This is a genomic window from Belnapia moabensis DSM 16746, assembly GCF_000745835.1.
Lineage (GTDB): Bacteria > Pseudomonadota > Alphaproteobacteria > Acetobacterales > Acetobacteraceae > Belnapia > Belnapia moabensis.
In genome coordinates this window covers 52,801-76,630 of the sequence record NZ_JQKB01000016.1, presented here as the reverse complement: position 1 = coordinate 76,630, position 23,830 = coordinate 52,801, and the positions used below count along the sequence as shown (strand labels likewise).

30 protein-coding genes and 1 tRNA gene are annotated in these 23,830 nt (G+C 70.1%); 24 read left to right on the top strand and 7 right to left on the bottom strand.

What is annotated here, in order from left to right; genetic code table 11:
- Positions 1 to 63: 63 nt before the first annotated feature.
- Positions 64 to 1,008: an AEC family transporter gene (locus tag EP26_RS34810; RefSeq protein ID WP_043338980.1), complete on the top strand. Its 945-nt coding sequence runs from the start codon at positions 64 to 66 to the stop codon at positions 1,006 to 1,008.
- Between the two features lie 15 nt (positions 1,009 to 1,023).
- On the opposite strand, the gene EP26_RS12840 is transcribed toward EP26_RS34810, so the two are convergent.
- Together EP26_RS12840 and EP26_RS12835 are read right to left on the bottom strand one after the other, a co-directional pair.
- The gene (locus EP26_RS12840; protein WP_043338979.1) at positions 1,024 to 1,314 is read right to left on the bottom strand and encodes a CsbD family protein; all 291 of its coding nucleotides are present in this window, start codon (positions 1,312 to 1,314) and stop codon (positions 1,024 to 1,026) included.
- A 151-nt stretch (positions 1,315 to 1,465) separates the two neighbouring features.
- Entirely contained in the window at positions 1,466 to 2,494 is a 1,029-nt protein-coding gene (locus tag EP26_RS12835) for an amino acid ABC transporter substrate-binding protein (RefSeq protein WP_043338978.1), read from the bottom strand.
- Between the two features lie 70 nt (positions 2,495 to 2,564).
- Here EP26_RS12835 and EP26_RS12830 point away from each other — a divergent pair, with 70 nt between their 5' ends.
- The 3 genes from EP26_RS12830 (at position 2,565) to EP26_RS12820 (ending at position 5,060) form a co-directional block, all read left to right on the top strand.
- Positions 2,565 to 3,023 carry a hypothetical protein gene (locus tag EP26_RS12830; RefSeq protein WP_043338977.1) on the top strand — a complete coding sequence of 153 codons (459 nt, stop codon included), beginning with the start codon at positions 2,565 to 2,567 and terminating at the stop codon, positions 3,021 to 3,023.
- 72 nt (positions 3,024 to 3,095) lie between these two features.
- Positions 3,096 to 4,313: an ABC transporter substrate-binding protein gene (locus tag EP26_RS12825; protein ID WP_052389124.1), complete on the top strand. Its 1,218-nt coding sequence runs from the start codon at positions 3,096 to 3,098 to the stop codon at positions 4,311 to 4,313.
- Between the two features lie 6 nt (positions 4,314 to 4,319).
- Positions 4,320 to 5,060: a VOC family protein gene (locus EP26_RS12820; protein ID WP_043338975.1), complete on the top strand. Its 741-nt coding sequence runs from the start codon at positions 4,320 to 4,322 to the stop codon at positions 5,058 to 5,060.
- 9 nt (positions 5,061 to 5,069) lie between these two features.
- Here the strand turns inward: EP26_RS12820 and pdxY are convergent, their stop codons facing one another.
- Positions 5,070 to 5,912, bottom strand: coding sequence for a pyridoxal kinase PdxY (pdxY, locus tag EP26_RS12815; RefSeq protein ID WP_043338973.1), 843 nt, complete (start codon positions 5,910 to 5,912; stop codon positions 5,070 to 5,072).
- A gap of 54 nt (positions 5,913 to 5,966) precedes the next feature.
- On the opposite strand from pdxY, the gene EP26_RS12810 reads away from it, so the two are divergent.
- From EP26_RS12810 to EP26_RS12775, 8 genes are all read left to right on the top strand, one after another.
- Positions 5,967 to 7,541 carry an ABC transporter substrate-binding protein gene (locus EP26_RS12810; protein WP_043338972.1) on the top strand — a complete coding sequence of 525 codons (1,575 nt, stop codon included), beginning with the start codon at positions 5,967 to 5,969 and terminating at the stop codon, positions 7,539 to 7,541.
- A gap of 86 nt (positions 7,542 to 7,627) precedes the next feature.
- Complete coding sequence (locus EP26_RS12805; protein ID WP_245624384.1) at positions 7,628 to 8,944, top strand: ABC transporter substrate-binding protein; 1,317 nt, start codon at positions 7,628 to 7,630, stop codon at positions 8,942 to 8,944.
- Positions 8,944 to 9,879 carry a branched-chain amino acid ABC transporter permease gene (locus tag EP26_RS12800; RefSeq protein WP_043338971.1) on the top strand — a complete coding sequence of 312 codons (936 nt, stop codon included), beginning with the start codon at positions 8,944 to 8,946 and terminating at the stop codon, positions 9,877 to 9,879. Before EP26_RS12805 ends, EP26_RS12800 begins: the two co-directional genes overlap by 1 nt.
- Complete coding sequence (locus tag EP26_RS12795) at positions 9,876 to 10,799, top strand: branched-chain amino acid ABC transporter permease (RefSeq protein WP_043338970.1); 924 nt, start codon at positions 9,876 to 9,878, stop codon at positions 10,797 to 10,799. The genes EP26_RS12800 and EP26_RS12795 overlap by 4 nt, the downstream gene beginning before the upstream one ends.
- On the top strand, positions 10,796 to 11,551 hold the full coding sequence (locus EP26_RS12790; protein WP_043338969.1) for an ABC transporter ATP-binding protein: 756 nt from the start codon (positions 10,796 to 10,798) through the stop codon (positions 11,549 to 11,551). Before EP26_RS12795 ends, EP26_RS12790 begins: the two co-directional genes overlap by 4 nt.
- On the top strand, positions 11,544 to 12,200 hold the full coding sequence (locus tag EP26_RS12785; RefSeq protein ID WP_043338967.1) for an ABC transporter ATP-binding protein: 657 nt from the start codon (positions 11,544 to 11,546) through the stop codon (positions 12,198 to 12,200). Before EP26_RS12790 ends, EP26_RS12785 begins: the two co-directional genes overlap by 8 nt.
- A gap of 461 nt (positions 12,201 to 12,661) precedes the next feature.
- Positions 12,662 to 12,889 carry a 50S ribosomal protein L31 gene (rpmE, locus tag EP26_RS12780; RefSeq protein ID WP_043339039.1) on the top strand — a complete coding sequence of 76 codons (228 nt, stop codon included), beginning with the start codon at positions 12,662 to 12,664 and terminating at the stop codon, positions 12,887 to 12,889.
- Positions 12,890 to 13,093: 204 nt separating this feature from the next.
- Positions 13,094 to 13,573: an Hsp20 family protein gene (locus tag EP26_RS12775; protein WP_043338966.1), complete on the top strand. Its 480-nt coding sequence runs from the start codon at positions 13,094 to 13,096 to the stop codon at positions 13,571 to 13,573.
- A gap of 51 nt (positions 13,574 to 13,624) precedes the next feature.
- On the opposite strand, the gene EP26_RS12770 is transcribed toward EP26_RS12775, so the two are convergent.
- Entirely contained in the window at positions 13,625 to 13,819 is a 195-nt protein-coding gene (locus EP26_RS12770; RefSeq protein WP_043338965.1) for a DUF1192 family protein, read from the bottom strand.
- A gap of 115 nt (positions 13,820 to 13,934) precedes the next feature.
- Here EP26_RS12770 and EP26_RS12765 point away from each other — a divergent pair, with 115 nt between their 5' ends.
- A complete protein-coding gene (locus EP26_RS12765; protein WP_043338963.1) occupies positions 13,935 to 14,507 on the top strand; it encodes a DUF1013 domain-containing protein in 573 nt (190 codons plus the stop codon).
- A 39-nt stretch (positions 14,508 to 14,546) separates the two neighbouring features.
- Here the strand turns inward: EP26_RS12765 and EP26_RS33070 are convergent, their stop codons facing one another.
- Positions 14,547 to 14,798: a YdcH family protein gene (locus EP26_RS33070; protein ID WP_342669098.1), complete on the bottom strand. Its 252-nt coding sequence runs from the start codon at positions 14,796 to 14,798 to the stop codon at positions 14,547 to 14,549.
- A gap of 65 nt (positions 14,799 to 14,863) precedes the next feature.
- Here EP26_RS33070 and EP26_RS12760 point away from each other — a divergent pair, with 65 nt between their 5' ends.
- From EP26_RS12760 to EP26_RS12740, 5 genes are all read left to right on the top strand, one after another.
- A complete protein-coding gene (locus EP26_RS12760; protein ID WP_043338962.1) occupies positions 14,864 to 15,064 on the top strand; it encodes a YdcH family protein in 201 nt (66 codons plus the stop codon).
- On the top strand, positions 15,061 to 15,549 hold the full coding sequence (gene purE / locus EP26_RS12755; protein ID WP_043338961.1) for a 5-(carboxyamino)imidazole ribonucleotide mutase: 489 nt from the start codon (positions 15,061 to 15,063) through the stop codon (positions 15,547 to 15,549). Before EP26_RS12760 ends, purE begins: the two co-directional genes overlap by 4 nt.
- Entirely contained in the window at positions 15,546 to 16,661 is a 1,116-nt protein-coding gene (locus tag EP26_RS12750; RefSeq protein ID WP_043338960.1) for a 5-(carboxyamino)imidazole ribonucleotide synthase, read from the top strand. The genes purE and EP26_RS12750 overlap by 4 nt, the downstream gene beginning before the upstream one ends.
- 174 nt (positions 16,662 to 16,835) lie before the next feature.
- Entirely contained in the window at positions 16,836 to 17,888 is a 1,053-nt protein-coding gene (locus tag EP26_RS12745; protein WP_043338959.1) for an OmpA family protein, read from the top strand.
- A gap of 249 nt (positions 17,889 to 18,137) precedes the next feature.
- Positions 18,138 to 19,307 (top strand): OmpA family protein, encoded by a 1,170-nt coding sequence (locus tag EP26_RS12740; protein WP_043338957.1) that lies wholly within the window; start codon positions 18,138 to 18,140, stop codon positions 19,305 to 19,307.
- Positions 19,308 to 19,368: 61 nt separating this feature from the next.
- Here the strand turns inward: EP26_RS12740 and EP26_RS12735 are convergent, their stop codons facing one another.
- Both EP26_RS12735 and EP26_RS12730 read right to left on the bottom strand, forming a co-directional pair.
- Positions 19,369 to 20,367 (bottom strand): bifunctional GNAT family N-acetyltransferase/(deoxy)nucleoside triphosphate pyrophosphohydrolase, encoded by a 999-nt coding sequence (locus tag EP26_RS12735; protein ID WP_043338956.1) that lies wholly within the window; start codon positions 20,365 to 20,367, stop codon positions 19,369 to 19,371.
- A 67-nt stretch (positions 20,368 to 20,434) separates the two neighbouring features.
- A tRNA-Ala gene (locus EP26_RS12730) sits at positions 20,435 to 20,510 on the bottom strand.
- 156 nt (positions 20,511 to 20,666) lie between these two features.
- Here EP26_RS12730 and EP26_RS12725 point away from each other — a divergent pair.
- The 6 genes from EP26_RS12725 to rpmA all read left to right on the top strand — a co-directional run bounded on the left by EP26_RS12725 (position 20,667) and on the right by rpmA (position 23,769).
- Entirely contained in the window at positions 20,667 to 20,978 is a 312-nt protein-coding gene (locus EP26_RS12725) for a YggT family protein (protein ID WP_043338955.1), read from the top strand.
- Positions 20,975 to 21,283, top strand: coding sequence for a DUF167 family protein (locus EP26_RS12720; protein ID WP_043338954.1), 309 nt, complete (start codon positions 20,975 to 20,977; stop codon positions 21,281 to 21,283). Before EP26_RS12725 ends, EP26_RS12720 begins: the two co-directional genes overlap by 4 nt.
- Positions 21,280 to 22,134, top strand: coding sequence for a bifunctional methylenetetrahydrofolate dehydrogenase/methenyltetrahydrofolate cyclohydrolase FolD (folD, locus tag EP26_RS12715; RefSeq protein ID WP_043338952.1), 855 nt, complete (start codon positions 21,280 to 21,282; stop codon positions 22,132 to 22,134). The genes EP26_RS12720 and folD overlap by 4 nt, the downstream gene beginning before the upstream one ends.
- A gap of 5 nt (positions 22,135 to 22,139) precedes the next feature.
- Positions 22,140 to 22,997, top strand: coding sequence for a DMT family transporter (locus tag EP26_RS31920; RefSeq protein ID WP_052389123.1), 858 nt, complete (start codon positions 22,140 to 22,142; stop codon positions 22,995 to 22,997).
- A 165-nt stretch (positions 22,998 to 23,162) separates the two neighbouring features.
- On the top strand, positions 23,163 to 23,480 hold the full coding sequence (rplU, locus tag EP26_RS12705; protein ID WP_043338951.1) for a 50S ribosomal protein L21: 318 nt from the start codon (positions 23,163 to 23,165) through the stop codon (positions 23,478 to 23,480).
- A 19-nt stretch (positions 23,481 to 23,499) separates the two neighbouring features.
- Positions 23,500 to 23,769, top strand: coding sequence for a 50S ribosomal protein L27 (rpmA, locus tag EP26_RS12700; RefSeq protein WP_043338950.1), 270 nt, complete (start codon positions 23,500 to 23,502; stop codon positions 23,767 to 23,769).
- Positions 23,770 to 23,830: the final 61 nt, after the last annotated feature.

The following is a 23,830-nucleotide window of genomic DNA, read 5'->3' as shown; positions in this document are numbered from 1 at the left end:
CTTTCCCTCAGCGAAGCGCGACGGGCCGGCCGGGGCAAGCTTCCCTGCCGCGCCGCTGCCGCTATGGTAGGGACCGTGATCGCCTTCCTCGCCCTCTGCCTGCCGATCTTCGCCGTCATCGGAGTGGGCTGGGCGGCAGCATGGCGGGGCACGATCACCCCGGCGATGGTCGATGCGGTAGGCCATTTCTCCTTTTTCTTTGCCCTGCCGGCGCTGCTGCTGCGGCTGATGGCAGCCCAGCCGCTCAGCCGCAGCTTCGACTTGGGCTTCTTCCTCGGCTATCTCGGTGCCTGCCTCGCCGTCTTCGCCCTGGTGATGGCGGCCGCCCTGCCCTTCCGGCGGCGGGCACCGGCGGCGGCGATTGGCGCGGCGGCGGCCATGGGCAATGTCGGCTATCTCGGCCCGCCGCTCCTGCTGCCCCTGCTCGGCGAGCGCGGCGCCGGGCCCATCGCCATGTCGATCATGTCCGAGGTCGCGGTGGTGCTGGCGCTCGGCTCGGTGCTGATGGCGCCGGGGGCAGGGCTCCGCACCATGGGCCGGGTCGGGCGCATCCTCATCCGCAACCCGGTGCTGCTTTCCATCGGCGGCGGCGCGCTGCTCGGGGCGATGGAGATTTCGCTGCCGGGACCGGTCGATCGCTTCCTCGGCTTCCTCGGCGGCGCGGCGGGGCCGACGGCGCTCTTCGCCCTCGGCGGCACCCTCGCCCGGCTACGGATTGACCGGCGGCTGCTAGCCGCGGCGAGCGGGGCGGTGGCGGCGAAGCTGCTGCTCTACCCGGCGCTGGTCTGGCTGGTGCTGGGGCAGACCCTCGGCCTCGCCCCTATCTGGGTACAGTCTGGCGTGCTGCTGGCGGCGATGCCGACGGCGACCAATGCCTTCGTCCTCGCCCAGCGCAACCAGGCGGCGGCCGACGAGGTCTCCGCCGTGGTGCTCTTCTCCACGCTGATCGCCACCTTCGCCTTCCCGGCGACGGCCTGGCTGATGGCGCCGCCGGTGGCGGTGCCATAGCCAGGCCGGTGCCGCCTACCAGCGGCGCGACGGGGCCGAGGCGGTGAGCAGGCTGCCCAGGGCAAAGCCGACGGCGCCGGCCACCAGCAGGGCCAGGAGCGGCTGCTTCTCCACCGCCGACTCGACCTGGCGCAGCGCGTCCTGCGCGCCGTCCTTCACGTCGCCATAGGCTTCCTGCGCCCGGCCGGCCACCTGCCGCGCCATGCCCTCCGCCTGGTTGTTGCTATCGCCAGCGAGGTTGCCGAGGCCTTCCTGCGCCTTGCCGACGACATTGCGCGCCACGCCTTCGATCTTGTCGGTGTTCATGCGGTGCCTTCCCTCTCGTTGTCGTGCCGATGCGCCTCCGTTGGCTTGGGCGGCTGAGTGCCGCCACAGGCCGGGATCGCGCCGCCGGCACAGAAGCGATCAGGGCCGGATTAGTTGCGCCGAAGGCGGTACGAAAGCGGACGCGCCGCCGTTACCGAATCGGCGGCGCATACATCAGCCCGCCGCGGGTCCAGAGGTCGTTCAGCCCGCGCCGGAGCCCGATTGGGCTGCCCATGCCGAGGTTGCGTTCGAAGATCTCGCCGTAATTCCCCGCCGCCTTTATGGCCCAATAGGCCCAGCGCCGGTCGAGCCCCATCAGCGGCCCATGGTCGCCGACGAGGCCGAGCAGCCGCCGCACCTCCGGATTCTGGTTGGTGAGGAAGCTGTCGACATTCGCCTGGGTGATGCCGAGCTCCTCCGCCGTGAGCAGGGCGAAGAAGGTCCAGCGGATGATGTCGAACCACTGGTCGTCGCCGTGACGCACTACTGGCGAATGCGGCTCCTTGCTGATGATCTCCGGCAGGATCACATGCTCCTCCGGATGCGGGAAGGAGGCGCGAAGACCGGCGAGCTGGCTCGCATCCGTGCTGTAGGCGTCGCAGCGGCCGGCCAGGTAGCTGCGACGCGCCTCGTCATTCTGCTCGAAGACGACGGGGCGGTAGTCGATTTTGTTGGTCCGCGCCCAGTCGGTCAGGTTCAGCTCGTTGGTGCTGCCGGCGACGACGCAGATCGAGGCGCCGCCCAGCTCCAGCGCCGATTTCAGCCCGAGCGAGCTTCGCAGCAGGAAGCCCTGCCCGTCATAGAAGCTGACGCCGGTGAAGTTCAGCCCGTTCGCCGTGTCGCGCGACTGTGTCCAGGTGACGGTGCGGATCAGCACGTCGATCTGGCCGGATTGCAGCGCCGGCAGCCGCGCCGTCGTGGTCAGCGGCACCCAGCGGATCTTCGTCGCATCACCGAGCACGGCGCCGGCCAGCGCCCGGCAGAGATCGTTGTCGAGGCCCCGGTATTCGCCACGGCTGTCGGGAAGGGAGAAGCCGGCCGCACCCGTCGATGTGCCGCAGACCAGCAGGTCCCGCTGCCGCACCGCGGCCAGGGTCGGCCCGGCGCTCTGCGTCTGGGCCTCGGCGGCGAACGGAGCAAGGCCGGCCGCGAGCGCCACGGCAAGCAGGAAGGCTTTCATCCATCATCTCCCGGTGATGTCGGGCATGATGGGCAACCCTTAGCCCCAAGGCTAGGCTTGGCCTGCTCCCATGAACCGCCGCCATCTCCTCCTCGCTGCCGCCCTGCCCTTCCAGGTGCCGGAGGGCGAGCATCTCCGCCTCACCGGCCGCGTCCTCGGCTGGACCATCCTGCGCGACCGGGCTCCGAGCCGCGAGGCGCCGGAGACGGGGATGGTGCTGATCCGCGCCCAGCGCCCGGTGCCGCCGGCGAGTCGGCCAGGCCATCTGGCGGCGACGCTCCGCGCCTTCCGCCCTTTCCACTTCGCCGCGCTGCCGGCGGAGGAGCGGGTGGAGCTTGCCGGCCTTCCAGGCGCCGCCATCGAGACGCGGGCCATGGGCATCGGCAGCCGCCAGGCGGTGACGGTCCGCGCCGTCGGCCTCTACGGGCGGGAGCGGAGCTACCTGCTGATCGCCTCGGCGCCCGAGGCCGACTGGGCCGCGCTCCGCCAGGAAGTGCTGCGGGTGATGGAAGGCTTCCGTCCCGGCTGAGCGGCGCAGCCCATTGCGCCTTCAGGCCGAAGGCGCAAGGCTGTCGGCGAGGGATGGGAGGAAGACACGACAATGCTCAATACCCGGCGGGACATATTGGCGGCCTGCGGCGCGCTGGCCGGGGCCGGCGCGGCCCGTGCCCAATCCGCTCCAGCGCTGCGCCTCGGCATCCTCGGCGACCTGTCTGGCCCCTATCGCGACCTCTCCGGCCTCGGCACCATGGCCTGCGTGCGGCAGGCGATCGAGGATGCCGGCCTGCCGCTCCAGGTCGAGGTCGTCCATGCCGACCACCAGCACAAGCCGGATGTCGGGGCCGCCATAGCCCGGCAGTGGTACGACCGCGACGGGGTGGATGCGATCCTCGAGGTGAACAACTCCGCCATCGCCCTCGCCGTCGCCGACCTGGCGCGGGAGAGGGACAAGGTCTTCCTCGCCACCGGCCCGGCCACCGCCGACCTGCACGGCCCGCGCTGCAGCCCGAACCATGTGCATTGGACCTACGACACCTGGATGCTGGCGCATGGTGCCGGCACCGCGGCTGTCAGGGCGGGCGGCGACAGCTGGTTCTTCCTCACCGCCGACTATGCCTTCGGCCATGCGCTGCAACGCGACACGGCGCGCGCGGTGGAGGCGGCCGGCGGCAAGGTGCTCGGCCAGTCGCGCTACCCCTTCCCGCAGACCACCGACTATTCCTCCTTCCTGCTGCAGGCCCAGGCCTCCCGCGCCAAGGTGCTGGGCCTCGCCAATGCCGGGACGGACACCGTCAACTGCGTGAAGCAGGCGCATGAATTCGGCCTGACGCGGCGGATGAAGCTGGTCGGCCTGCTCTGCCTGCTCGGCGATGTCCGGGCGATGGGGGCCGAGGCGGCGCAGGGCCTGATGCTGACCGAGCCCTTCTACTGGGATCTCAACGACCGCACCCGCGCCTTCACGCGGCGGGTGCTGCCGAGGATGCCGCCCAACATCTACCCGAGCACCAACCATGCCGGCGCCTATTCGGCCGTGACCCATTACCTGAAGGCCGCCGCCGCCATGGGCTCGGCCGGGGCCAAGGCCTCCGGCCGCGCCACCATCGCGCGAATGAAGGCGCTGCCGACCGATGACGACTGCTTCGGCCCCGGCCGGGTGCGCGAGGACGGCCGCAAGATCCACCCGGTCTATCTCTTCGAGGTGAAGGCACCCGGCGAGGTGAAAGCCGAATGGGACCTTTACCGCCTCGCCGGCACCATCGAGGCCGAGGAGGCGATGCGGCCGCTCGCCGAGGGCGGCTGCCCGCTGGTCCGGGGCTGAAGCCGCATGGCACCGGGAGCCGCCGGCCCCATCCTCGGCCTCGACCACGTCATCCTCGCCGTGCCGCGGCTCGATGCCGCGGTCGCGGCCTATGAACTGCTGTTCGAGCAGCATCCCGCCGCGCGAGGTGGGTCCTGGATGCGCTTCAACCTGGCCAATACCGGCCTGGTACTGACCGAAGGCGAAGTGCGGACGGGCCTCGCTCTCGCCGTGGCAGAGCCGGAGAGCGTCCTTCGCCTGCTGGACCGCCGCGGCCTGCCCGGCGGTCCGGTGCAGCCCTGGCAAGAAGCGGAGACCTGGTCGCTGGACCCCGCCGCCGCCCGCGGCCTCCATCTCCTGGTGATCGGCGCGCGGCCAGCCGGGGACCCGGCCTCCGCCATCCGCCTCGACCACGCCGTCATCCGCAGCGCCGACCCGGAGCGGACGCTCGCCCTACTGGGCGGCAGGCTCGGGCTCGAACTGCGCCTCGACCGCAGCAACCCGGACTGGGGCACGCGGCTGCTCTTCTTCCGCTGCGGCGACCTGGTGATCGAGGTGTCGCATGAACTGAAGAGCGGGATCGGCGACGGGCCCGACAGCCTCTGGGGCCTCACCTGGCGCGTGCCGGATGTCGCCGCCAGCCATGCGCGGCTCGGGGCAGCGGGCCTGCCCGTCTCGCCGCTGCGGACGGGGCGGAAGCCGGGGACGCGCCTCTTCACCCTGTGTGGCGATGCGGCCGGGCTGCCGACCGCTTTCATCGGCGCCTGACCAGCGGGGCTACACGCCTTCCGGCTCGAACCAGCGGGACGGATGGACGAATTCCTCCTGCGCCGCGACGGTCAGCAACTCGCGCGAGCCGGCCTCCATCGTCCGCCGCAGCAGGCCATGAATGGAGGAGGCCGCCGCCGCCATCGCCCCCGCCGCCTCGCCGCGCAGCCGGTGGAACAGGAAGAGCGCCGCGATCGCATCCCCCGCGCCGTTGAAGGATTGCCCGAGCCGCGGCGTCCGCAGCCGCCAGAAGCGCCCGCCCTCACCTGCCAGCAGATCGATGGAATCGTCCGGCGTCTCCTCGGTGCGGAGGCTCGTCACCATCACGCAGCGCGGCCCGCGCGCCTGCAAAGCTACGATGGCAGTCTTCGCGGCGGCCAACGTGCCGATCGCGCCGCCGGTGAGCCATTCCAGCTCGAACTGGTTGGGCGTGGCGAGGTCGGCCATCGGCAGGGCGCGGTCGCGCAGCAGCTCGGCGATCCCCGGCCGCACATAGACGCGGCCGTCGTCGCCGATCACCGGGTCGCAGCAATAGAGCGCGGCAGGGTTGGCGGATTTCACCCGTGCGACGGCATCGAGCACCGCCTCCCCCGTCTCGGCATCGCCGATATAGCCGGAGAGCACGGCGTCGCAGGCCGGGAGCACGCCGCGCTCCTCGATGCCCTGCACGCAGTCGCGGATGAGGCTCGCCGGGAAGACCGAGCCGCGGAAGGCGCCATACCCCGGATGGTTGGAGAACTGCACGGTGTTGACCGCCCAGACCTCCGCCCCCAGCCGTTGCAGCGGAAAGACGGCGCTCGCATTGCCGACATGGCCATAGGCCACCCAGGACTGGATCGAAAGGATGTTCACGCCGGCAAGGCTAGGGCATCCTGCCTGCAACGAAAACCTGGGGAGAGACGGCCGATGCGCCGCATCATCGCTTTGCTGGCGGCGGCGCTGCTGCTGCCGGTGCCGGAGGCCGCTGCGCAGGGGCGTGGCGACCCGAATGCGCTCCGCGTCAAGCTGTTCGGCGACCTGCGCTCCATCGACCCATTCATCAGCCCCGAATACATGGCGCGCAACCATGGCTACATGGTCTACGACACGCTCTTCGCGCTCGACTCCAAGCTACGGCCGCAGCCGCAAATGGTGGCGCGCTGGGCCACCTCCGCCGACGGCCTGAGCTGGGATTTCACCCTGCGCGAGGGGCTGCGCTTCCATGACGGCGCGCCGGTCACCGCCGAGGATGTCGTCGCCAGCCTGCGCCGCTGGGCGGTGCGGGACGGGCTCGGCCAGCAACTGATGGGCCTCGCCACGGCGATCGAGCCGACCGCGCCGGATGCCTTCCGCATTACGCTGAAATCGCCCTTCGGCCTGATGCTGGAGGCGCTCGCCAAGCCCTCCGGCCAGCCGGCCTTCATCATGCCCGCACGCGTCGCCGCCACGCCCGCCGCGACGCCGATCACCGACCCGACCGGCTCCGGTCCCTTCACCCTCAGGCGCGAGGACTGGCGGGCGGGCGACCGTGTCACCTATCGCCGCAACCCAGCCTATGTCCCGCGCGCCGAGCCGCCGGACGGGCTTGCCGGCGGCAAGCGCGCCGGCATCGAGCGGGTGGAGTGGGTCTACCTGCCGGATGCGCAGACCGCGCTCAACGCACTCTCCTCCGGCGAGATCGATATCTTCGAGGAGTTGCCGCCCGACCTCTTTCCCGTCGTGCGGCGCAACCGCAACCTGCGGCTCGGGCCTCAGGACAATGTCGGGGTGCAGCCGATCTTCCGCATGAACCAGGCGGTGCCGCCCTTCGACAATCCTCGCCTGCGCCAGGCGATGCTGCGGCTGGTCGACCCGGCCAAGGTGCTGCCGGCCTATCTGAACGATCCCTCGCTCTGGCGCGACTGCCGCTCCTTCTATGTCTGCGGCAGTCCCTACCATACCGAGGCGGGTTGGGTGACTCCCGACCTCGCCGAAGCCCGCCGCCTCGTCGCCGCCAGCGGCTATGACGGCACGCCGGTGGTGGTGCTCGACGCGCAGGACAGCACCATCAGCCACACCCTCGCCCTCGTCTCGGCCGACCTGCTGAAGCAGGCCGGGCTCACCGTCGACGTGCAGGCGATGGACTGGACGACGCTGGTGCAGCGCCGCCTCTCGCGCAATCCGGGGCCGCAGGGCTGGAACCTCTTCGTCTCGGCACCCTCCGGCCTCGATGCAATGGACCCGGCCGGGCACAATGCCATGCGCTCCGCCTGCGAGCGCACCGGCCTGCCCGGCTGGCCTTGCGACGCGCAGATGGAGCGGCTGCGCGGTACCTTCCTTGCGGCGCCGGACGCCGATGCGCGGCGGGCTGCGGCAGCGGCCTACCATGCCCGCGCGCTGGAGAGCGTGCCCTATGTGCCGCTCGGCCAGTTCAGTCTGGTGCGCGGCTATTCCGCCCGCCTCGCCGGCATCCTCGACGCGCCGGTGCCGGTCTACTGGAACATTTCGAAGGTCAATGAGTGAGGAGGCCCCTTCCCTCCTTCCGCATCGCCCGGCAGGATGCGTGGAAAGCCCGGGCAGAGTGGGCACCCCAGGGAGGACCAGCCGCCATGACCGAAGCCGTCACCCGCCGCGCCGCCATGCTTGGCGCCGGCGCCACCGCCGGAAGCCTGCTCTTCGCCGGCAGCGGCGCGAAGGCGCAAGGCAAGCCGAGCGAGCTGCGGGTCGGCATCACCACCTTCCTCTCCGGCTCGGCCAGCGTCTTCGGCGTGCCGGCGAAGCAGGCGGCGGAACTGCTCTTCGAGGAGCTGAACAAGGCGGGCGGCATCGGCGGCGTGCCGGTGCGGCCGATCTTCGTCGACGAGGCGCCGGGCACCGACCATCTGGTCGGCGAGTTCCGCCGCTTGGTGCAGAACGAGGGCGTGCAGCTCATCTTCGCCTCCATCTCGTCAGGCTCCTGCCTTGCCTGCACACCGCTCTCGGACGAGATGAAAAAGACGACGATCCTCTGGGATTGCGGCACCCAGCGCATCTTCGAGGAGGGCCAGCACCCCTATGCCTTCCGCACCCAGGGCTACGGCACGCCAGAGGTGCTGGCGCCGCTGCTCTACTTGCTGAAGCACAAGCCGGACTTCCGCACGCTCGCCGTCATCAACCAGGATTACGCCTGGGGCCGCGACAGCTGGGAGCTGTGGAAGTCGGCGATGGACGTCCTCAAGCCCGGTGTCCGCGTCGTGGCGGAGATGTTCCCTCGCTTCGGCGCCACCGACTACAGCACCGAGGTGACGCGGCTGCTGGCCGCCCGGCCCGACGTGATTCTCTCCACAAGTTGGGGTGGCGACCTCGTCACCCTGCTGCGGCAATCCGCCGAGCGGCGGCTCTTCGACCGCTCGACCTTCGTCCTGCCGGTCTGCGAGCCATCGCTCCCGACCCTCGGCCGCACCATGGCGGCCGGGCACATCATCGGCACCCGAGGCGACCACTGGAACAACCACCCCTCGCCCAAGGACCCGGCGCGGCTGAAGCGCTTCGTCGATGCCTACCGGGCGAAGTACAACGAGTACCCGATCTATCCCTGCCACCACATGGCGCAGGCCATCTCGGCGACGCAGGCGGCCTATGCCAAGGCCATCGCGGCCAAGGGCGGCGGCTGGCCGAACGATGCTGAGCTGGCGGCCGCCTTCCGCGGCCTCACCTTCGACACGCCGACCTCCAGCATCACCCTCCGCGAGGATGGCCAGGGGCTTGAGGACCAGATCGTCGGCATCAGCAGCTTCAACACGCAATATCCCTTTGCCGTGCCGAAGGACATGATCCTCTTCCCCGCCGCCATGGTCTCGACCCCGGTCGGGCGGAAGAGCGTCGACTGGCTGAAGTCGCTGACGCCCGACTTCCTCAACCAGATCCCGGCGCCGATCGCCGGCTGATGACGGACTGGTTCGCCGATAACAGCCTGCTGTTCGGCCTCGCCCTGTTGGACGGGCTGGCCAATGCGGCGCTGATCTTCATGGTGGCGGTCGGGCTGAACCTCGTCTTCGGCGTGCTGCGCATCGTCAACGTGGCGCATGGCAGCCTCTTCGCCATCGGCGCCTACACGGCGGCCTCGATCGGCATGTTCTTCGCCGCGCGCGGCCTGCCGCCCTGGACGGGCTACGTCGCGCTGGTGCTGGCGGCCGTCGCCATCGGAGCCGTGCTCGGCCCGCTGATCGAGCGGCTGCTGCTGCGCCGCATCTACGGGCATGAGGATGTGCTGCAGCTCCTCGTCACCTTCGCCCTCTTCATGATTCTCGAGGATGTGCAGAAGCTGGTCTGGGGCGTGCAGCCGGTCTCGCAGGATGCGCCGCTGAAATTCCTCGGCACCGTCGACATCCCCTTCGGCGAGGATGTCATCCCCTTCACCGCCTACCAGCTCTTCGTCATCCCCGGCGTTGCCGTGGTCACGCTGCTCGGCCTCGCCTGGTTCCTCCGGCGGACGCTGACGGGCCGCGTCATCGTCGCCGTGACGACGGATAAGGAGGCTGCGACGGCCATGGGGATCGACGCCGCGCGCATCACCCTGCTGACCTTCAGCTTCGGCGCCGGGCTGGCGGCCCTCGGCGGGGCGCTGGCCTCGCCGACCCTGGCGCTGGTGCCGGGCATCGGGGCGCAGACCATCGTGCTCTCCTTCGCCGTGGTGGCGACGGCCGGGCTCGGCCAGATCGAGGGCGCCGCGTTGACTGCGCTGCTGATCGGGCTCGGGCGCAGCATTGCGGTCTATTTCGCCCCGGAATTCGAGGTGGTGGTGCCCTATCTCATCATGGTGGCGGTGTTGCTGGTCCGACCGCAGGGGCTTTTCGGCGTGATTGAGACACGGCGGGTATGAAGCGCGAGAGCCTGCTCGCCGCGCTCGGCGCCATCGGCCTTGTCGCCTGCGCCTGGGCGGTGCCCTGGCTGAAATTCGTCCTCACCATTGCGCTGGCCAAGGGCATCGCCGTGCTCGGCATCCTGCTGCTGCTGCGCGCCGGGCAGGTGAGCTTCGGCCATTCGATGTTCCTCGCGCTCGGCGCCTATACGGTGGCCTTCCTGGCACCGGCCGAGAACGAGGTCCTGCTGCTGCTGCCCGCCGCGGCGCTGGTTGCAGGCGGCGTCGGCCTCGTCATCGGCCTCTTCCTGGTGCGCTACCGCGACATCTTCTTCGGGATGCTCAACCTTGCTTTCGCCATGGTGCTCTACTCGCTGCTGGAGAAGCTCTACGACTTCACCAAGGGAACCGATGGCATCCGCGTCGCGGCCCTCACCTTCGCCGGCACGGAGCCGGAGCGCGGCACGCAGGAGTGGGTCGTTTTCGGCATCGCGCTCGGGCTCGCCATCCTCTTCGGCCTGCTGGTCCGCTTCTATCTCGGCTCGCCCATGGGGCGGGCCTTGGCGGGCATCAAGACGCGGGAGACGCGGCTGGAATTCATGGGCGTGTCGGCCCGCCGCGTGCTGCTCTTCGCCTATGTGCTCTCGGCGTTGATGGGTGGCGTCGGCGGCGCGCTCATCGCCATGACGACGCGCCACGTCACACCCCAAATCGCCTATTGGACATCCTCCGGCGAGCTGGTCTTCATCGCCATCCTCGGCGGAGCGGGCAGCGCGCTCGGGCCCTTCCTCGGCTCGGTGGCCTTCGAGCTGGTGCGAGTCTATGCCGCGGCGGCCGTTGCCGAGGCCTGGCAGATGATCCTCGGCGCCGTGCTGCTGCTGGTGATTCTCTTTGCCCCGGGTGGCGTCTGGGGCCTGCTCTCGCGGCGGTGGCGGGCATGAGCGAAGTGCTGCTTTCCGCGAAGGGCCTCCGCCTCGCCTTCGGTGGCGTCAAGGCGGCGGACGGCATCGACCTTGATGTCCGGCATGGCGAGTTCCTCGCCATCATCGGGCCGAACGGCGCCGGCAAGACCACCTTCATCAACATGACGACCGGCTATCTCCGGCCCCAAGCTGGGCGGATCGAATTCGACGGCAAGCCGATCCTCGGCCTGTCGCCGCGTGCCATCGTCCGGCGGGGCATCGGCCGCAGCTTCCAGCTGCCGCAGCTCTTCAGCGAGCATACGGTGCTGGAGAATGCCGCGCTCGCCATCGCCGCCCGGCGCGGCATCTGGTCGCCGCTCAATCCCCTGCTCCGCCCGCGCTGGCGCGATGAGGCGATGGACCTGCTGGACCGCTTCGGCCTCCGCGCTGTCGCCGAATTCCGGGCCGATGCGCTGAACGAGGGCGCCCGCAAGCTGGCCGACATCGCCATGGCCGTGGCACTCGAGCCGAGCCTGCTGCTGATGGACGAGCCGACCAGCGGCGTCGCCGCGGCCGAGAAGATGGTGATCGTCGAGACGCTCGTGCGCGTGCTGCGCAGCACCGGCGTCACGGCCGTCTTCGTCGAGCACGACATGGATGTGGTCGCCCGCTTCGCCGACCGCGTGGCGGTCTGGAGCCAGGGCCGCATCGCCGCCCTCGGCCCACCCGGCGAGGTGCTGGCCGACCCCAAGGTGCGGCGCGAGGTAATCGGGATCGCGGCCGATGCTTGAGCTTTCCGGCGTCTCAGCCGACATCGCCGGCATCCCCGTCCTCCGTGGCGTCTCGCTCACCGTGCCGCCCGGCGGCCGGGTGGCGCTGATTGGTCGCAACGGCGCCGGCAAGACGACGACGCTCCGCACCTTGATGGGCCTGGTGCCCACCCGCGAGGGCCGCATCGTCATCGACGGGCAGGAGGCGACCTCGGTGCCGGCGCACCACCGTGCCCGGCTTGGCATCGGCTATGCGCCGGAGGAGCGGCGGCTCTTCGGCAGCTTCTCGGTGCAGGAGAACATGCTGCTGCCGGCTCAGGTGCTCAGGCTGCCCGCGGCCGAGACGGCGCGGCGGCTGGAGGCGGTCTTCACCCTGCTGCCGGAGCTGCGCGACCTCGCGCCGCGCCGCGCCGCAGGGCTCTCGGGCGGCCAGGGGAAGATGGTGGCGCTCGGCCGGGCGCTGATGGTCGGCACCCGGGCGGTGCTGCTGGACGAGCCATTCCAGGGCCTCGCCCCGGCGCTGGCCCTCCGCTACGCCGAGGCGCTGGCCCGGCTGCGCCAGGCACTGCCCGACGTCGCCATCCTCATCACCGAGAGCAACCCGGAACTGCTGCGTCCTCTCGTCCAGGCCACCTATGTGATCGAACGCGGGGAGATGGCGCCGGGGTGAGGCGCGCGCCATTTGGCGCTTCATCGTCCTGAAACCCGCGGCCGCGGTGCTGCTGCTGGCCGGTCTGGCAAAATGCGCCGGCCGGACCACCGCCTCCTTCCCAACCCGCAAATCCTCGCAGCCCATGAGGAGGAGCACGGCCCACCCTGTGGCCTGGAGGACCTGCCCTGGGTTCCGTCACCCGAGACCTATCCAGCTACGGCCCCTATTCCTGGCCCTAAGCCGGGCCAGCAGTGAGCGTCGGGACCGGCATCCGCCGCGGCACTTGTTGGGCAGCCATCAGGGCCACTACCGCAGCGGGCTGATTGGCCGTGGCGGCATCCACCGGGGTTTCCACGGCGGGCATGTCAGCGGGAGTCAGCGCGGGCGGCGATGAGGTTGCGCCAGCCGGCGCCTTCCCCTATACGCGCCGTTTCCCGCGGCCGGTCGGTATCGGCTGCGCCCTATTCCGCGAGCGCGCCATGAAGCCCGATATCCATCCCGATTACCACGACATCACCATCGTCATGACCGACGGGACCACCTACACGACCCGGTCCTGCTACGGGAAGGAAGGCGACACCATCCGCCTCGATATCGACCCGAAGTCGCACCCGGCCTGGACCGGCGTGCAGCGCGTGATGGACACGGGCGGCCAGGTGGCGAAGTTCAACAAGAAGTTCGCCGGCATCGGTGCCCGCAAGAAGTAAGCTCCGGCCTCACCGCCTGCGCTGTTTAGGAACGCCGCCCCCTCTTGAACGGGGGGCGGCGTTTGCTAATTTTAGCTCTGTCAGAGGCGCCCGAACGGGGCTTCTGGCGCGGTTCATCGCCACTCGCGGCGCCCGGACGGGGCCGACGAAGGCAGGAGCCGCCGGCACAATCAGGACCTTGCTTCCATCAAGGAGGTTCCGCGTATGAATACCCTCGATTTCGCCCCCCTGCTCCGCACCGCCATCGGTTTCGACCGGCTGGCCCGCACGCTCGAGACCGCGCGTGCCTCGCAGGACCCTCAGGGATACCCGCCCTACAACATCGAGAAGGTCGGTGAGGACAGCTACGTCCTGACCATGGCCGTCGCCGGCTTCGGCCCGGACGACCTCGAGATTGTCGCGCGGGACAACGTCCTGACCGTCGCTGGCCGCGCCCCGCAGGCCGAGGAAGGTCGCAGCTACCTGCATCGCGGCATCGCCGGCCGCGCCTTCGAGCGCCGCTTCGCCCTGGCCGACCATATCGTGGTCGATGGTGCGAATCTCGAGCATGGCCTGCTCCAGCTCTCGCTGAAGCGCGTGGTGCCCGAGGCGTTGAAGCCCCGCCGCATCCCGGTGCAGCCCGGCCGCCCGGTGATCGCCAACGAGGGCAGCCAAGACCAGGCGCCGCAGTCCCAGGCCGCCTAAGCAAGGCGAGTGGTTCTCGACCGGCCGGCGGGGGCAACCCCGCCGGCTTTTCTATGTCCCCGGTTTCTTGAAGAAGGCATCTGCCGCGCTGCGATGCGCCTGTCGCGCCGCGATGGCGGCCTCCGCCCGGGCGATTTCGGCCTGCAACTCGGCAATATAGCGTTGCAGATCGGCCACGTCCCATCGGTCCAGCACAGCCGGGGTGAAGCGGCTGGCGGCTGGGCGCGGGATTTCCTCCTCGATCATGCGGCACCTCGTATGACGCGCGGGCTTTGACCCCGCCCAATGCCGCCTCTATATGCCACGCCAAGCCGCAGTGAAGGGCCCCGCCCCGCCGGCACTGCTCTGATAGGTTCGTTCAATGACCCAGCCGCTGATGCCGAAGGCCACCGCCGTGTGGCTGATCGACAAGACCTCCCTGACCTTCGAACAGGTTGCCGATTTCGTGGGCATGCATCCGCTGGAAGTCCAGGCCATTGCCGATGGCGAGGTCGCCCAGGGCATCATCGGCTATGACCCGGTGCTGAACGGCCAGCTCACCCGTGAGGAAATCGCCCGCTGCGAGGCCGACCCTGCCCTCCGGCTGCAGATCCAGTCCTCCAGCCTCCCGGCGCCGAAGGCGCGCGGCAAGGGCGCCCGCTACACGCCCGTCTCCAAGCGGAACGACAGGCCGGACGGCATCGCCTGGCTGATCCGCCACTATCCCCAGCTCTCGGATACCACCGTCGGCAAGCTGCTCGGCACCACCAAGGACACCATCGCCAAGGTGCGTGACCGGACGCACTGGAACAGCGCCAACATCAAGCCGCGGGATCCGGTGATCCTCGGTCTTTGCACCCAATCGGACCTGAATGCCGCGCTGATCGCCGCAGGCGAGCGGCCGGGCGCCGTGCCGCCCCCGCTGCAGGACACCGCCGAGGATTCAGCGGCCTGAGAAGGCGGTGCGGCCGAGAGCCCGGCCGCACCCCGGGCCTCAGCCGGCCCGGCGCAGCTTCTCGATCTCTTCCTTCAATCTCAGTTTCTCCCGCTTCAGCCGCGCCAGCTCCAGCTCATCCGGCCGGGGCCGGGCGTCCTGTGCGCCGATCGCCCGCTCAAGGATGGCATGCTTGTCTTCGAGGGACCGGAGCCGTGGCGAAGTCATCATGCGGACATCTCCTTTGCCGTCCTGGGATGCGTCAGACGCTTCGGCGGCCTGTCGCCCGCTGTTGCGCCTGCGCCGGAGCATGGTAATGGCCTCCGCGCCCGGATTGCATCCTTTCCTTCACCGTCCAGCCACGAGCCTGCACGCCGATGCTCGATGACCGAGACAGCCTGTTGCGACGCCTGCACGAGATGCGAAGTGAACACCGCGACCTCGACACGGTCATCGCCCGGCTGTCGGACAGCCTGACGGACAAACTCCAGGTCCAACGCCTCAAGAAGCGCAAGCTGAAGCTGAAGGATGAAATTGCCTGGCTGGAAAGCCGGCTCCTGCCCGATATCAGCGCATGAGTACCGTGCTCCCCCTCGTCGGCGTTATCATGGGCAGTCGCTCCGACTGGGAGACGATGCGCCATGCTGCGGAGGTGCTGGAGAAGCTCGGCATCCCGCACGAGACCCGGGTGGTCTCAGCCCATCGCACCCCGGAACGGCTGCACGCCTATGCCGCCGAGGCGCGCGGCCGGGGGCTCAAAGTGATTGTCGCCGGTGCCGGCGGGGCGGCTCACCTGCCGGGCATGGCGGCGGCGATGACGCCGCTGCCGGTGCTCGGCGTGCCGGTCGAGAGCCATGCGCTGAAGGGCATGGACAGCCTTCTCTCCATCGTCCAGATGCCGGGCGGCATTCCGGTCGGGACGCTCGCCATCGGCAAGGCAGGCGCCATCAATGCCGGGCTGATGGCCGCCGCCATCCTCGCCCTCTCCGACCCGGCCCTCGCCGCCCGGCTCGATGCCTGGCGCGCGGCGCAGACCGAGGGCGTTCCGGAGGAGCCGGCATGACCGCGCCGCTGCCGCCGGGCAGCACCATCGGCATCCTCGGCGGCGGGCAGCTCGGACGGATGTCCGCCATGGCTGCGGCGCAGCTCGGCTATCGCTGCCATGTCTATGCGCCGGAGGCGGAGAGCCCCGGCATGCAGGTCGCCGCCGACTGCACCGTCGCCCCTTATGAGGACGAAGCGGCCTTGGCCCGCTTCGCCGCCGCGGTCGATGTCGTCACCTTCGAGTTCGAGAACGTCCCGGCTGGGACGCTCGCCACCCTCGCCCCCCTCGCTCCCTGCCGGCCGGGCGTCGAGGTGCTGCGCATCTGCCAGGACCGGCTCGCGGAGAAGGCCTTCCTCGAACGCGCCGGCGTTCCCGTCGCCCCCTGGCGCGCAGTGGAAGACGAGGCGGGACTCGCCGCCGCCATGTCCGAGATCGGCCTTCCCGCCGTGCTGAAAACCACGCGGCTCGGCTATGACGGCCGCGGCCAGGCGGTGATCCGCCGCCCGGAGGATGCCGCTTCCGCCTTCGCCCGCCTTGCGCCGAAGCCGCTGATCCTTGAGGCCTTCGTCCCTTTCGTCGCCGAGGTCTCGGCCATCGCCGCCCGCGGCGAGGATGGCTCGGCCGAGGTCTACGACGCGGTGGAGAATCGGCACCGCGACCACATCCTCGACCTCAGCTTCGCCCCGGCGCGCCTGCCGGTCGCCGAGGCGGCCCGTGGCCATGCCATGCGGGTCGCCGATTCGCTCGGCCTGGTCGGTGTCCTCGCGCTGGAGCTCTTCGTCCTGCCCAATGGCCGTCTGCTGGGCAACGAGATCGCCCCACGGCCTCATAATTCGGGCCATTGGACGATGGATGGCTGTGCCGCCAGCCAGTTCGAGCAGCATGTCCGCGCCGTCGCCGGCCTGCCGCTGGCCGCAACCACGCGCCATCACGACGTTGTCATGAAGAACCTGGTCGGGCCTGATGGCATGGCCCATTGGCCCGCCCTGTTGCGCGAGCCAGGCGTGGTGCCCCATTGGTACGGCAAGTCCGAAGCCCGGCCGGGCCGGAAACTAGGCCATGCCAACAGGTTGCTGCCCTTCGGCAGCCTTTCCACCCTCGATGACGCGGCTGCCCTGAAGGGGCTGTGACGTATTTGCCATCATCCGCTGTGGCGTCTTTGCCACATCGATGCGGAAATGGTTAGGCCCCCGATGCAGGTTCACGCTGGCGGTGCTAGGTTCCCTGAACGCAGCGCTGTCGCCGTCTCACATTCACGGTAGGCGTCGCGACACAGGCGTTTTGTGAACCGAGGAGAGATTTCGATGACCCTCAGGAAGGCCCTCCTGGCCGCGACGGTGCTGGCGTTGCCGGTCGCCGCGCAGGCGCAGCCGGTCTCCGGCCTCTACATCGGCGCCGGCGGTGGTCTGAACTTCCACCAGGATTCGAACAACAACGGCGTTAGGACGAAGTTCGACGATGTCGGCGCCGTCGGCCTCGCCTCGATCGGCTGGGGCTTCGGCAACGGTCTCCGCGCCGAGATCGAGGGCAGCTACCGCACCAACGACATCCGCAACATCACCTCCAACGGCGGTGCGGTGCGCGGCAACGGCGGCTACCTCCGCAACTACGCGGCGATGGCCAATGTCCTTTATGACTTCAACCTCGGCCTGCCGATCGTCCCGTATCTCGGCGTCGGCGTCGGCTATGGCTGGGTCGATGTGGACAAGGCGAACATCGCCGGCCCGGGCGGCAGCCGCTACCGGATCGAGGACACCGACGGCCGCTTCGCCTACCAGGGCATCGCCGGCGCTGCCTTCAACCTTCCGGTTCCGGGCCTCGCCCTGACTGCCGAGTACCGCTTCTACGGCACGCTCGAGCCGTCGCTGAATGTTGACCGCACCAGCGTCGTCGGCGCCCCGGGCGGCAGCTACAAGCCGACCAACTACAACCACAGCGCGCTGGTCGGCATTCGCTACGCCTTCAATGCGCCGGTCGCCCCGCCGCCGGTCGTGGCCGCCCCGCCGGTCGCCCCGGCGCCGACGGTCGCTCGTACCTACCTGGTCTTCTTCGACTGGGATCGGGCGGACCTGACCGACCGCGCCCGGCAGATCATCTCCGAGGCCGCCGGTGCCGCCCGCAGCGTGCAGTCCACCCGCATCGAAGTGGCTGGCCATGCCGACCGTTCGGGCACCCCGCAGTACAACCAGCGCCTGTCGCAGCGCCGCGCCGATGCGGTCGCCGCTGAGTTGGTTCGCCAGGGCGTGAGCCGCAACGAGATCATGGTCACCGCCTTCGGCGAGAGCCGCCCGCTGGTCCCGACCGCGGACGGTGTGCGCGAGCCGCAGAACCGCCGCGTCGAGATCGTGCTGCGCTAAGCAGCACTTCCTCCTCACGGAGATTGGAAGGGGCGCCCTCGGGCGCCCCTTTTTTCGTTCCGGGATACTGCGTCCTACGGCCTGTTTCGCCATGTAACCTAACTGTGGCTTGGATGCCACAAGCCTGCCGGTCGCGTTTTCGACAGTGAACTAGACCGCAAATTTTTTCTTCAGACGAGGGAACGCACCCCGCGCCGAACCGGATGGCCGGTGCCCGGCGGGTTGTGTCTCTTGCTTGGAGCAATACGGATGAGTCTGAAACGGGCACTGCTGGCCACCGCCCTGGTCTCGGCCCCCCTGCTGGCGTCGATTGGTACGGCCAGCGCCCAGCCGGTGACCGGCCTCTACATCGGCGTCGGCGCCGGTGCGAACTGGATCAACAATCCCTCGAAGTTCGACCTGAGCGGCGAGACTGTTCCCGGCAACTTCGGGCTGGCGCCCAACACCACCCTCAACAATGTCGGCAAGGCGAATTTCAACGTCGGCTGGACCGGCGTGGTGAGCCTCGGCTGGGGCTTCGGCAATGGTGTCCGGGCTGAAATCGAAGGCAACTACCGCAGCAACGAGATCGACAGCATCCGTGGCTTCGGCCTGGCTCCGGTGTCGCGCGTCGGTGGCTTCCAGACCACCTATGGCGTGATGGCGAACGTCTTCTATGACTTCGACCTCGCCAATTTCGGCCTGGGCCAGAGCGTCGTGCAGCCGTATGTCGGTATCGGCGCCGGCTATGCCTGGACCGATTGGCAGAACATCCGTGGCGTGGGCACGGGCAACCGGGTCATCAGCGCCGATGGCGACGACGGCCAGTTCGCCTTCCAGGGCATCGTCGGCGCAGCTGTGCCGCTCACCTGGGTTGGCGTCACCGGCCTGTCGCTGACCGCCGAATACCGCTTCTTCGGCACGCTGCAGCCCGAGCTGGCGACCACTGTCAGCACCGCGACCGGTGCCCGGCTGCAGTCCGGCAAGATCGAGTCCGACAACTACAACCACTCGGTCATGCTCGGCCTGCGCTACGCGCTGTTCCAGCCGCCGCCGGCCCCGCCGCCGGTCGTCGCCGCGCCGCCGCAGGCCGCCCAGGCTCCGGCTCCGGCGCGGACCTATCTGGTGTTCTTCGACTGGGATCGGGCGGACCTCACCACCCGCGCCCGCGAAATCATCAGCGAGGCGGCGCAGAATTCCCGCCGCGTGCAGGCGACGCGCATCGAGGTGGCCGGCCACGCCGACCGTTCGGGCACGCCGCAGTACAACCAGCGCCTGTCGCAGCGCCGCGCCGATGCGGTCGCGGCCGAGCTGGTGGCGCAGGGCGTCAGCCGCAACGACATCAGCGTGACGGCCTTCGGCGAGAGCCGCCCGCTGGTCCCGACCGCGGATGGCGTGCGCGAGCCGCAGAACCGCCGCGTCGAGATCGTGCTGCGCTAAGCAGCGACGATCGGCGTCGAGATGGGAAGGGGCGCCTCCGGGCGCCCCTTTTCGTTGGCGGCTACAGGAAGTCCTGCAGCATCGCCACCAGCGGCTTGTCCGCCGGCGGCATGGCATAGCCACCCATCTGCCGCGGCTTCACCCAGGCCAGCGCCTGGCCTTCCACCGGCCGCACCGCCCCGTCCCATTTGCGGCAGAGATAGAGCGGCATCATCAGGTGGAAGGCCTCGTAGCCATGCGAGGCGAAGGTGAAGGGCGCGAGGCAGCTCTCGCTGACATCGATGTCGAGCTCTTCCTTCAGCTCGCGGATTAGCGCCACCTCGGGGCTCTCGCCCGGCTTCACCTTGCCGCCGGGGAATTCCCAGAGCCCGGCGAGCGGCTTGCCCTCCGGCCGCCGCGCCAGCAGCACCCGCCCATCCGGATCGACCAGCGCGACGGCGGCGACAAGGAGGATCGGCTTCTCGGCCCGCGGAACCTCGGTGACAGGAGAGGCCAGCAGCGCCTCCCGCTCCGCCCGGAAGAGCAGCACCGGCATCGGCCCGCCGCGGGAGAGGAAGGTCTGCATCGCCTCCCCTGCCGGCCGCAGCCCGACCCGCTGCAGCACGGCGGCGGAACGTGCATTGTCCTTCAACGCGCTGGCATGGATGGCCTGCAGTTCCCGCGTCTCCAGCGCCCAGCGGCAGAGCGCCGCGGCCGCCTCGGGCGCCACGCCATGGCCCCAGAATTTCCGTCCGACCCAGTAGCCGAGTTCCGCCCCCTTGCGGTCCGTGTCGAGCGTCAGCGCGACGCAGCCGACCAACCGCTCGACCTGGCCCCCTGGGCCCTCCTCCTCGCCGACGATTGCCAGGTGCCAGGCCTCGCCGGCCTCGATCTGCGCCCAGGTGGAGCGGATCCATTCCTCGGCGCGGGCCAGCTCATAGGGGTAGCGCACGCGGGCAAGGTTCTTCGCCACCTCCCAGTCATTGACCAGGCGGTGCAGCGCCGTCGCATCCTCGAGGCGCAGCGGGCGCAGGACCAGACGCTCCGTGCGGAGCGGCCGGAAGTCGGGCGGTGATGTCATGATGGCAGCAGACCCCAGTGGCGGTTGCGGCGGAAGGCTTCGGCCAGGAGCGCCACGGAAGGGCGGGTGGTGGAGCTGAGCGGGATCGAACCGCTGACCTCGTCATTGCGAACGACGCGCTCTCCCAACTGAGCTACAGCCCCGTACCAACCCGCGGGCTTGGGGTCCCGCAGGGCGCGCTAGATGCCCTTGCGCGGCCCCTGAGTCAAGCCCGCTTGTCCGCAGCGGGACCCGTCATTAGGTTGCGCCCGCGTTCACGGCTCCGGCCCAAACCCCGCCAACGAGACAAGGTCATCGGCATGTTCCTGGATGTGGTGTTCTACCTGGCCGGCGCGGTGCTGGACCTGTTGTGGTGGGCGGTGATGCTTGCCGTCGTGGTGCAGCTGCTGGTCAATTTCGGCGTGCTCGACACGCGCAACCGCATCGTCTGGATGATTGCCGACTTCCTCTACCGGGTGACGGAGCCGCTCTTCGGCCGCGTCCGCCGCGTGCTGCCGAATTTCGGACCGGTCGATCTCTCGCCGCTGGTGGTGCTGCTGCTGATCACCGCCTGTCAGATGCTGCTCGGCGCCATCCGCCGCTCGCTCTTCCTGAACGGCATGTATTTTTGACCGATGGCTGGTGGCGGCCGGGCCCGGATGGCATCACCGTCCGCGTGAAGGTGCAGCCCCGGGCACGGCGGCCGGGCATCAGCGGGCTGGCGCCTGGAGTGGACGGGCCCCGGCTCCGCCTCGCCGTCACCGAGGCGGCGGAGGATGGGCGGGCGAACCGCGCGGTCTGCGCTGCCCTCGCCGCGGCGCTCGGCCTCCCCGCCTCGGCGGTGAGCATCCTCCAGGGCCCGGCCGCGCGGGAGAAGCTGGTGCAGGTCACGGGAGACGCCGAGGCGCTGGCCGCAAGGGTGAGGGATTGGGCATGACGGCACGGATCATCGACGGCAAGGCCGTGGCGGAGCGGCTGCGCGCCGGCCTCGCCGAGCGCATCGCGGCCCTGCCCTTCCGCCCCGGGCTGCGCGTCGTCCGCATCGGTGAGGACCCGGCGAGCGGCGTCTATGTCCGCAACAAGGACCGCGCAGCCCTCGCCGCCGGCTTCGACAGCGCCACCATCCACCTGCCCGAGACGACCAGCGAATCCGACCTGCTGGCCTTGGTCGCCCGGCTGAATGCCGACCCGGCGGTGGACGGCATCCTCGTTCAGCTCCCGCTGCCGCCGCAGATCAGGGCTGATGCGGTCATCGCCGCGGTCGATCCGGCGAAGGATGTGGACGGCTTCCATCCGGTCAGTGCCGGGCGGCTGGCCAGCCGCCAGCCCGGCCTCGTCCCCTGCACGCCGAAGGGGGTGATGCACCTGCTGCGGGAGGCAGGCATGCCCCTGCCCGGCGCCCGCGCCGTGGTGCTCGGACGCAGCCAGATCGTCGGCCGGCCGATGCTGCAATTGCTGCTCGCCGCCGACTGCACCGTCACCGTGGTCCATTCCCGCACCCGCGACCTGCCGGGCGAGTGCCGGCGGGCGGAAATCCTGGTCGCCGCCGTCGGACAAGCGGAGTTGGTGCGAGGCGACTGGGTGGCCGAGGGCGCCACCGTCATCGATGTCGGCATCAATCGCAGGGCCGATGGCAAGCTGGTCGGCGACGTCGCCTTCGCCGAGGCGCTGCCGCGGGCCGCGGCCATCACCCCGGTGCCGGGCGGCGTCGGGCCGATGACCATCGCCTGCTTGCTCGAGAACACGCTCGAGGCCGCGCTCGCCCGGCGGAGCCTGCCGGCGGAGTGACTCCTTTGGCGGGTTTCGGCCTCGGCCTGCTCTTCGTCCTGATCTGGGCCTCGGCCTTCACGGCCATCAAGGGACTGGTGCCGGAATGGCCGCCGCTCTGGGCGCTGGCCATCCGCTTCTGCCTGGTCGCCCTGTTGCTCGGCGGCGTGCTCGCCTGGCGCGGGCTGCGCTGGCCCGGGCGGCGCGACGGGGCGCGGCTCGGGGCGATGGGACTCTTCGGCTCGGCCGGCTATCTCGCAGGGGCCTGGCTTTCCGCGCTGACGCTGCCCTCCGGCCTGATCGCCCTGCTTTCCTCCACTGCGCCGCTCTTCGTGGCGCTCGGCGAGGTGATCTTCCTCGGCCGCCGTGTCCCGGCGATGGCCTGGGCCGGGCTCGCCCTCGGCTGGCTCGGCGTCGCCGTGCTCGGCATCGGGCGCGGCGCGGCGGGGTTCGAGCTGCATGGCGTGCTGCTGGCGCTCGGCGGGGCGCTCTCCCAGGCGGCGGGCATCCTGATCTTTGCCCCGGCACGCGGGCGGGTGGATGCCTGGACGGCCAATGCCGTGCAGGCGGCGGTCGCCGCGCTGGCGCTGACCCTGCTCGCCAGCCTGGTCGAGACCCGCCTGCCCGGGGCGCCGAGCCCGGTCGCCCTCTTCTCCCTTGCCTATGGCGTGGTGGTGGTCGGCATCGGCGGCTACGCGCTCTACTTCACCATGCTGAAGCGCCTGCCGCCGGCGACGGCCGCTGCCCTGCAGCTGCTCGCCCCACCGGTCGCCGCCCTGCTCGGCTGGGCGCTGCTCGGCGAGGTGCTGGGCTGGGCCGATGTGGCGGGCGGGCTGGTGACGCTGTCCGGCCTCGCTTTGCTGTTCCGCGCCCGCGCCGGATAGGCCTCCGTGGTTGACCGGAGGGGAAGTCCCGTCTATATGCCTCGCCTCCCGGCGGCGCCCTGGCTCCGCCGGCGGCCTGTTTTGGCCGATCCCATAACCGAACCCTTGCCCGGGGCAGCGCCGACCCCGGCCTATGATCCTGGCGCGACCAGTTGAGGCCGCACGATGACCTTCGCAGTGATCCGCACCGGCGGAAAGCAGTACCGGGTGACGCCGAACGCCGTGCTCACCGTCGAGAAGCTCGAAGCCGAGCCCGGCGCCACCGTCACCTTCCATGACGTGCTGGCTATCGGCGGCGAGGCCGGCCTGACCCTCGGCGCTCCCACCGTCCCCGGCGCCAGCGTCACCGCGACCGTCGAGAAGCACGCCCGCGGCGAGAAGGTGCTGATCCTGAAGAAGCGCCGCCGGCAGAACAGCCGCCGCAAGCGGGGCCATCGCCAGGATCTGACGGTCCTCCGCATCGCCGACATCGCCGCGGCCTGAAGCAGAAGGAGAATTCTCCATGGCACATAAGAAGGCGGGCGGCTCCTCCCGCAACGGGCGCGATAGCGCCGGCAAGCGCCTCGGCGTGAAGCTGTTCGGCGGGCAGGTTGTCCGCGCCGGCAACATCATCGTCACCCAGCGCGGCACCAAGATGCTGCCGGGCCGCAATGTCGGCGTCGGCCGCACCCATTCGCTGCATGCGATGGTCGACGGCACGGTGAAGTTCGAGCGCAAGGCCGAAGGTCGCGTGCACGTCTCCGTCCTGCCGGTCGCCCAGGCGGCCGAATAAGCCTCACCGCCAGCGGTGACGCGAAGGGGGCCGCGAGGCCCCCTTTTTTGTTTCCAAGGGT

Bases quoted from the DNA above. Each gene is read 5' to 3' on its own strand.
- EP26_RS34810 (WP_043338980.1), top strand. From the start codon at position 64: ATGGTAGGGACCGTGATCGCCTTCCTCGCCCTCTGCCTGCCGATCTTC.
- EP26_RS12840 (WP_043338979.1), bottom strand. From the start codon at position 1,314: ATGAACACCGACAAGATCGAAGGCGTGGCGCGCAATGTCGTCGGCAAG.
- EP26_RS12835 (WP_043338978.1), bottom strand. From the start codon at position 2,494: ATGAAAGCCTTCCTGCTTGCCGTGGCGCTCGCGGCCGGCCTTGCTCCG.
- EP26_RS12830 (WP_043338977.1), top strand. From the start codon at position 2,565: ATGAACCGCCGCCATCTCCTCCTCGCTGCCGCCCTGCCCTTCCAGGTG.
- EP26_RS12825 (WP_052389124.1), top strand. From the start codon at position 3,096: ATGCTCAATACCCGGCGGGACATATTGGCGGCCTGCGGCGCGCTGGCC.
- EP26_RS12820 (WP_043338975.1), top strand. From the start codon at position 4,320: ATGGCACCGGGAGCCGCCGGCCCCATCCTCGGCCTCGACCACGTCATC.
- EP26_RS12810 (WP_043338972.1), top strand. From the start codon at position 5,967: ATGCGCCGCATCATCGCTTTGCTGGCGGCGGCGCTGCTGCTGCCGGTG.
- EP26_RS12805 (WP_245624384.1), top strand. From the start codon at position 7,628: ATGACCGAAGCCGTCACCCGCCGCGCCGCCATGCTTGGCGCCGGCGCC.
- EP26_RS12800 (WP_043338971.1), top strand. From the start codon at position 8,944: ATGACGGACTGGTTCGCCGATAACAGCCTGCTGTTCGGCCTCGCCCTG.
- EP26_RS12795 (WP_043338970.1), top strand. From the start codon at position 9,876: ATGAAGCGCGAGAGCCTGCTCGCCGCGCTCGGCGCCATCGGCCTTGTC.
- EP26_RS12790 (WP_043338969.1), top strand. From the start codon at position 10,796: ATGAGCGAAGTGCTGCTTTCCGCGAAGGGCCTCCGCCTCGCCTTCGGT.
- EP26_RS12785 (WP_043338967.1), top strand. From the start codon at position 11,544: ATGCTTGAGCTTTCCGGCGTCTCAGCCGACATCGCCGGCATCCCCGTC.
- rpmE (WP_043339039.1), top strand. From the start codon at position 12,662: ATGAAGCCCGATATCCATCCCGATTACCACGACATCACCATCGTCATG.
- EP26_RS12775 (WP_043338966.1), top strand. From the start codon at position 13,094: ATGAATACCCTCGATTTCGCCCCCCTGCTCCGCACCGCCATCGGTTTC.
- EP26_RS12770 (WP_043338965.1), bottom strand. From the start codon at position 13,819: ATGATCGAGGAGGAAATCCCGCGCCCAGCCGCCAGCCGCTTCACCCCG.
- EP26_RS12765 (WP_043338963.1), top strand. From the start codon at position 13,935: ATGACCCAGCCGCTGATGCCGAAGGCCACCGCCGTGTGGCTGATCGAC.
- EP26_RS33070 (WP_342669098.1), bottom strand. From the start codon at position 14,798: ATGCTCCGGCGCAGGCGCAACAGCGGGCGACAGGCCGCCGAAGCGTCT.
- EP26_RS12760 (WP_043338962.1), top strand. From the start codon at position 14,864: ATGCTCGATGACCGAGACAGCCTGTTGCGACGCCTGCACGAGATGCGA.
- purE (WP_043338961.1), top strand. From the start codon at position 15,061: ATGAGTACCGTGCTCCCCCTCGTCGGCGTTATCATGGGCAGTCGCTCC.
- EP26_RS12750 (WP_043338960.1), top strand. From the start codon at position 15,546: ATGACCGCGCCGCTGCCGCCGGGCAGCACCATCGGCATCCTCGGCGGC.
- EP26_RS12745 (WP_043338959.1), top strand. From the start codon at position 16,836: ATGACCCTCAGGAAGGCCCTCCTGGCCGCGACGGTGCTGGCGTTGCCG.
- EP26_RS12740 (WP_043338957.1), top strand. From the start codon at position 18,138: ATGAGTCTGAAACGGGCACTGCTGGCCACCGCCCTGGTCTCGGCCCCC.
- EP26_RS12735 (WP_043338956.1), bottom strand. From the start codon at position 20,367: ATGACATCACCGCCCGACTTCCGGCCGCTCCGCACGGAGCGTCTGGTC.
- EP26_RS12725 (WP_043338955.1), top strand. From the start codon at position 20,667: ATGTTCCTGGATGTGGTGTTCTACCTGGCCGGCGCGGTGCTGGACCTG.
- folD (WP_043338952.1), top strand. From the start codon at position 21,280: ATGACGGCACGGATCATCGACGGCAAGGCCGTGGCGGAGCGGCTGCGC.
- rplU (WP_043338951.1), top strand. From the start codon at position 23,163: ATGACCTTCGCAGTGATCCGCACCGGCGGAAAGCAGTACCGGGTGACG.
- rpmA (WP_043338950.1), top strand. From the start codon at position 23,500: ATGGCACATAAGAAGGCGGGCGGCTCCTCCCGCAACGGGCGCGATAGC.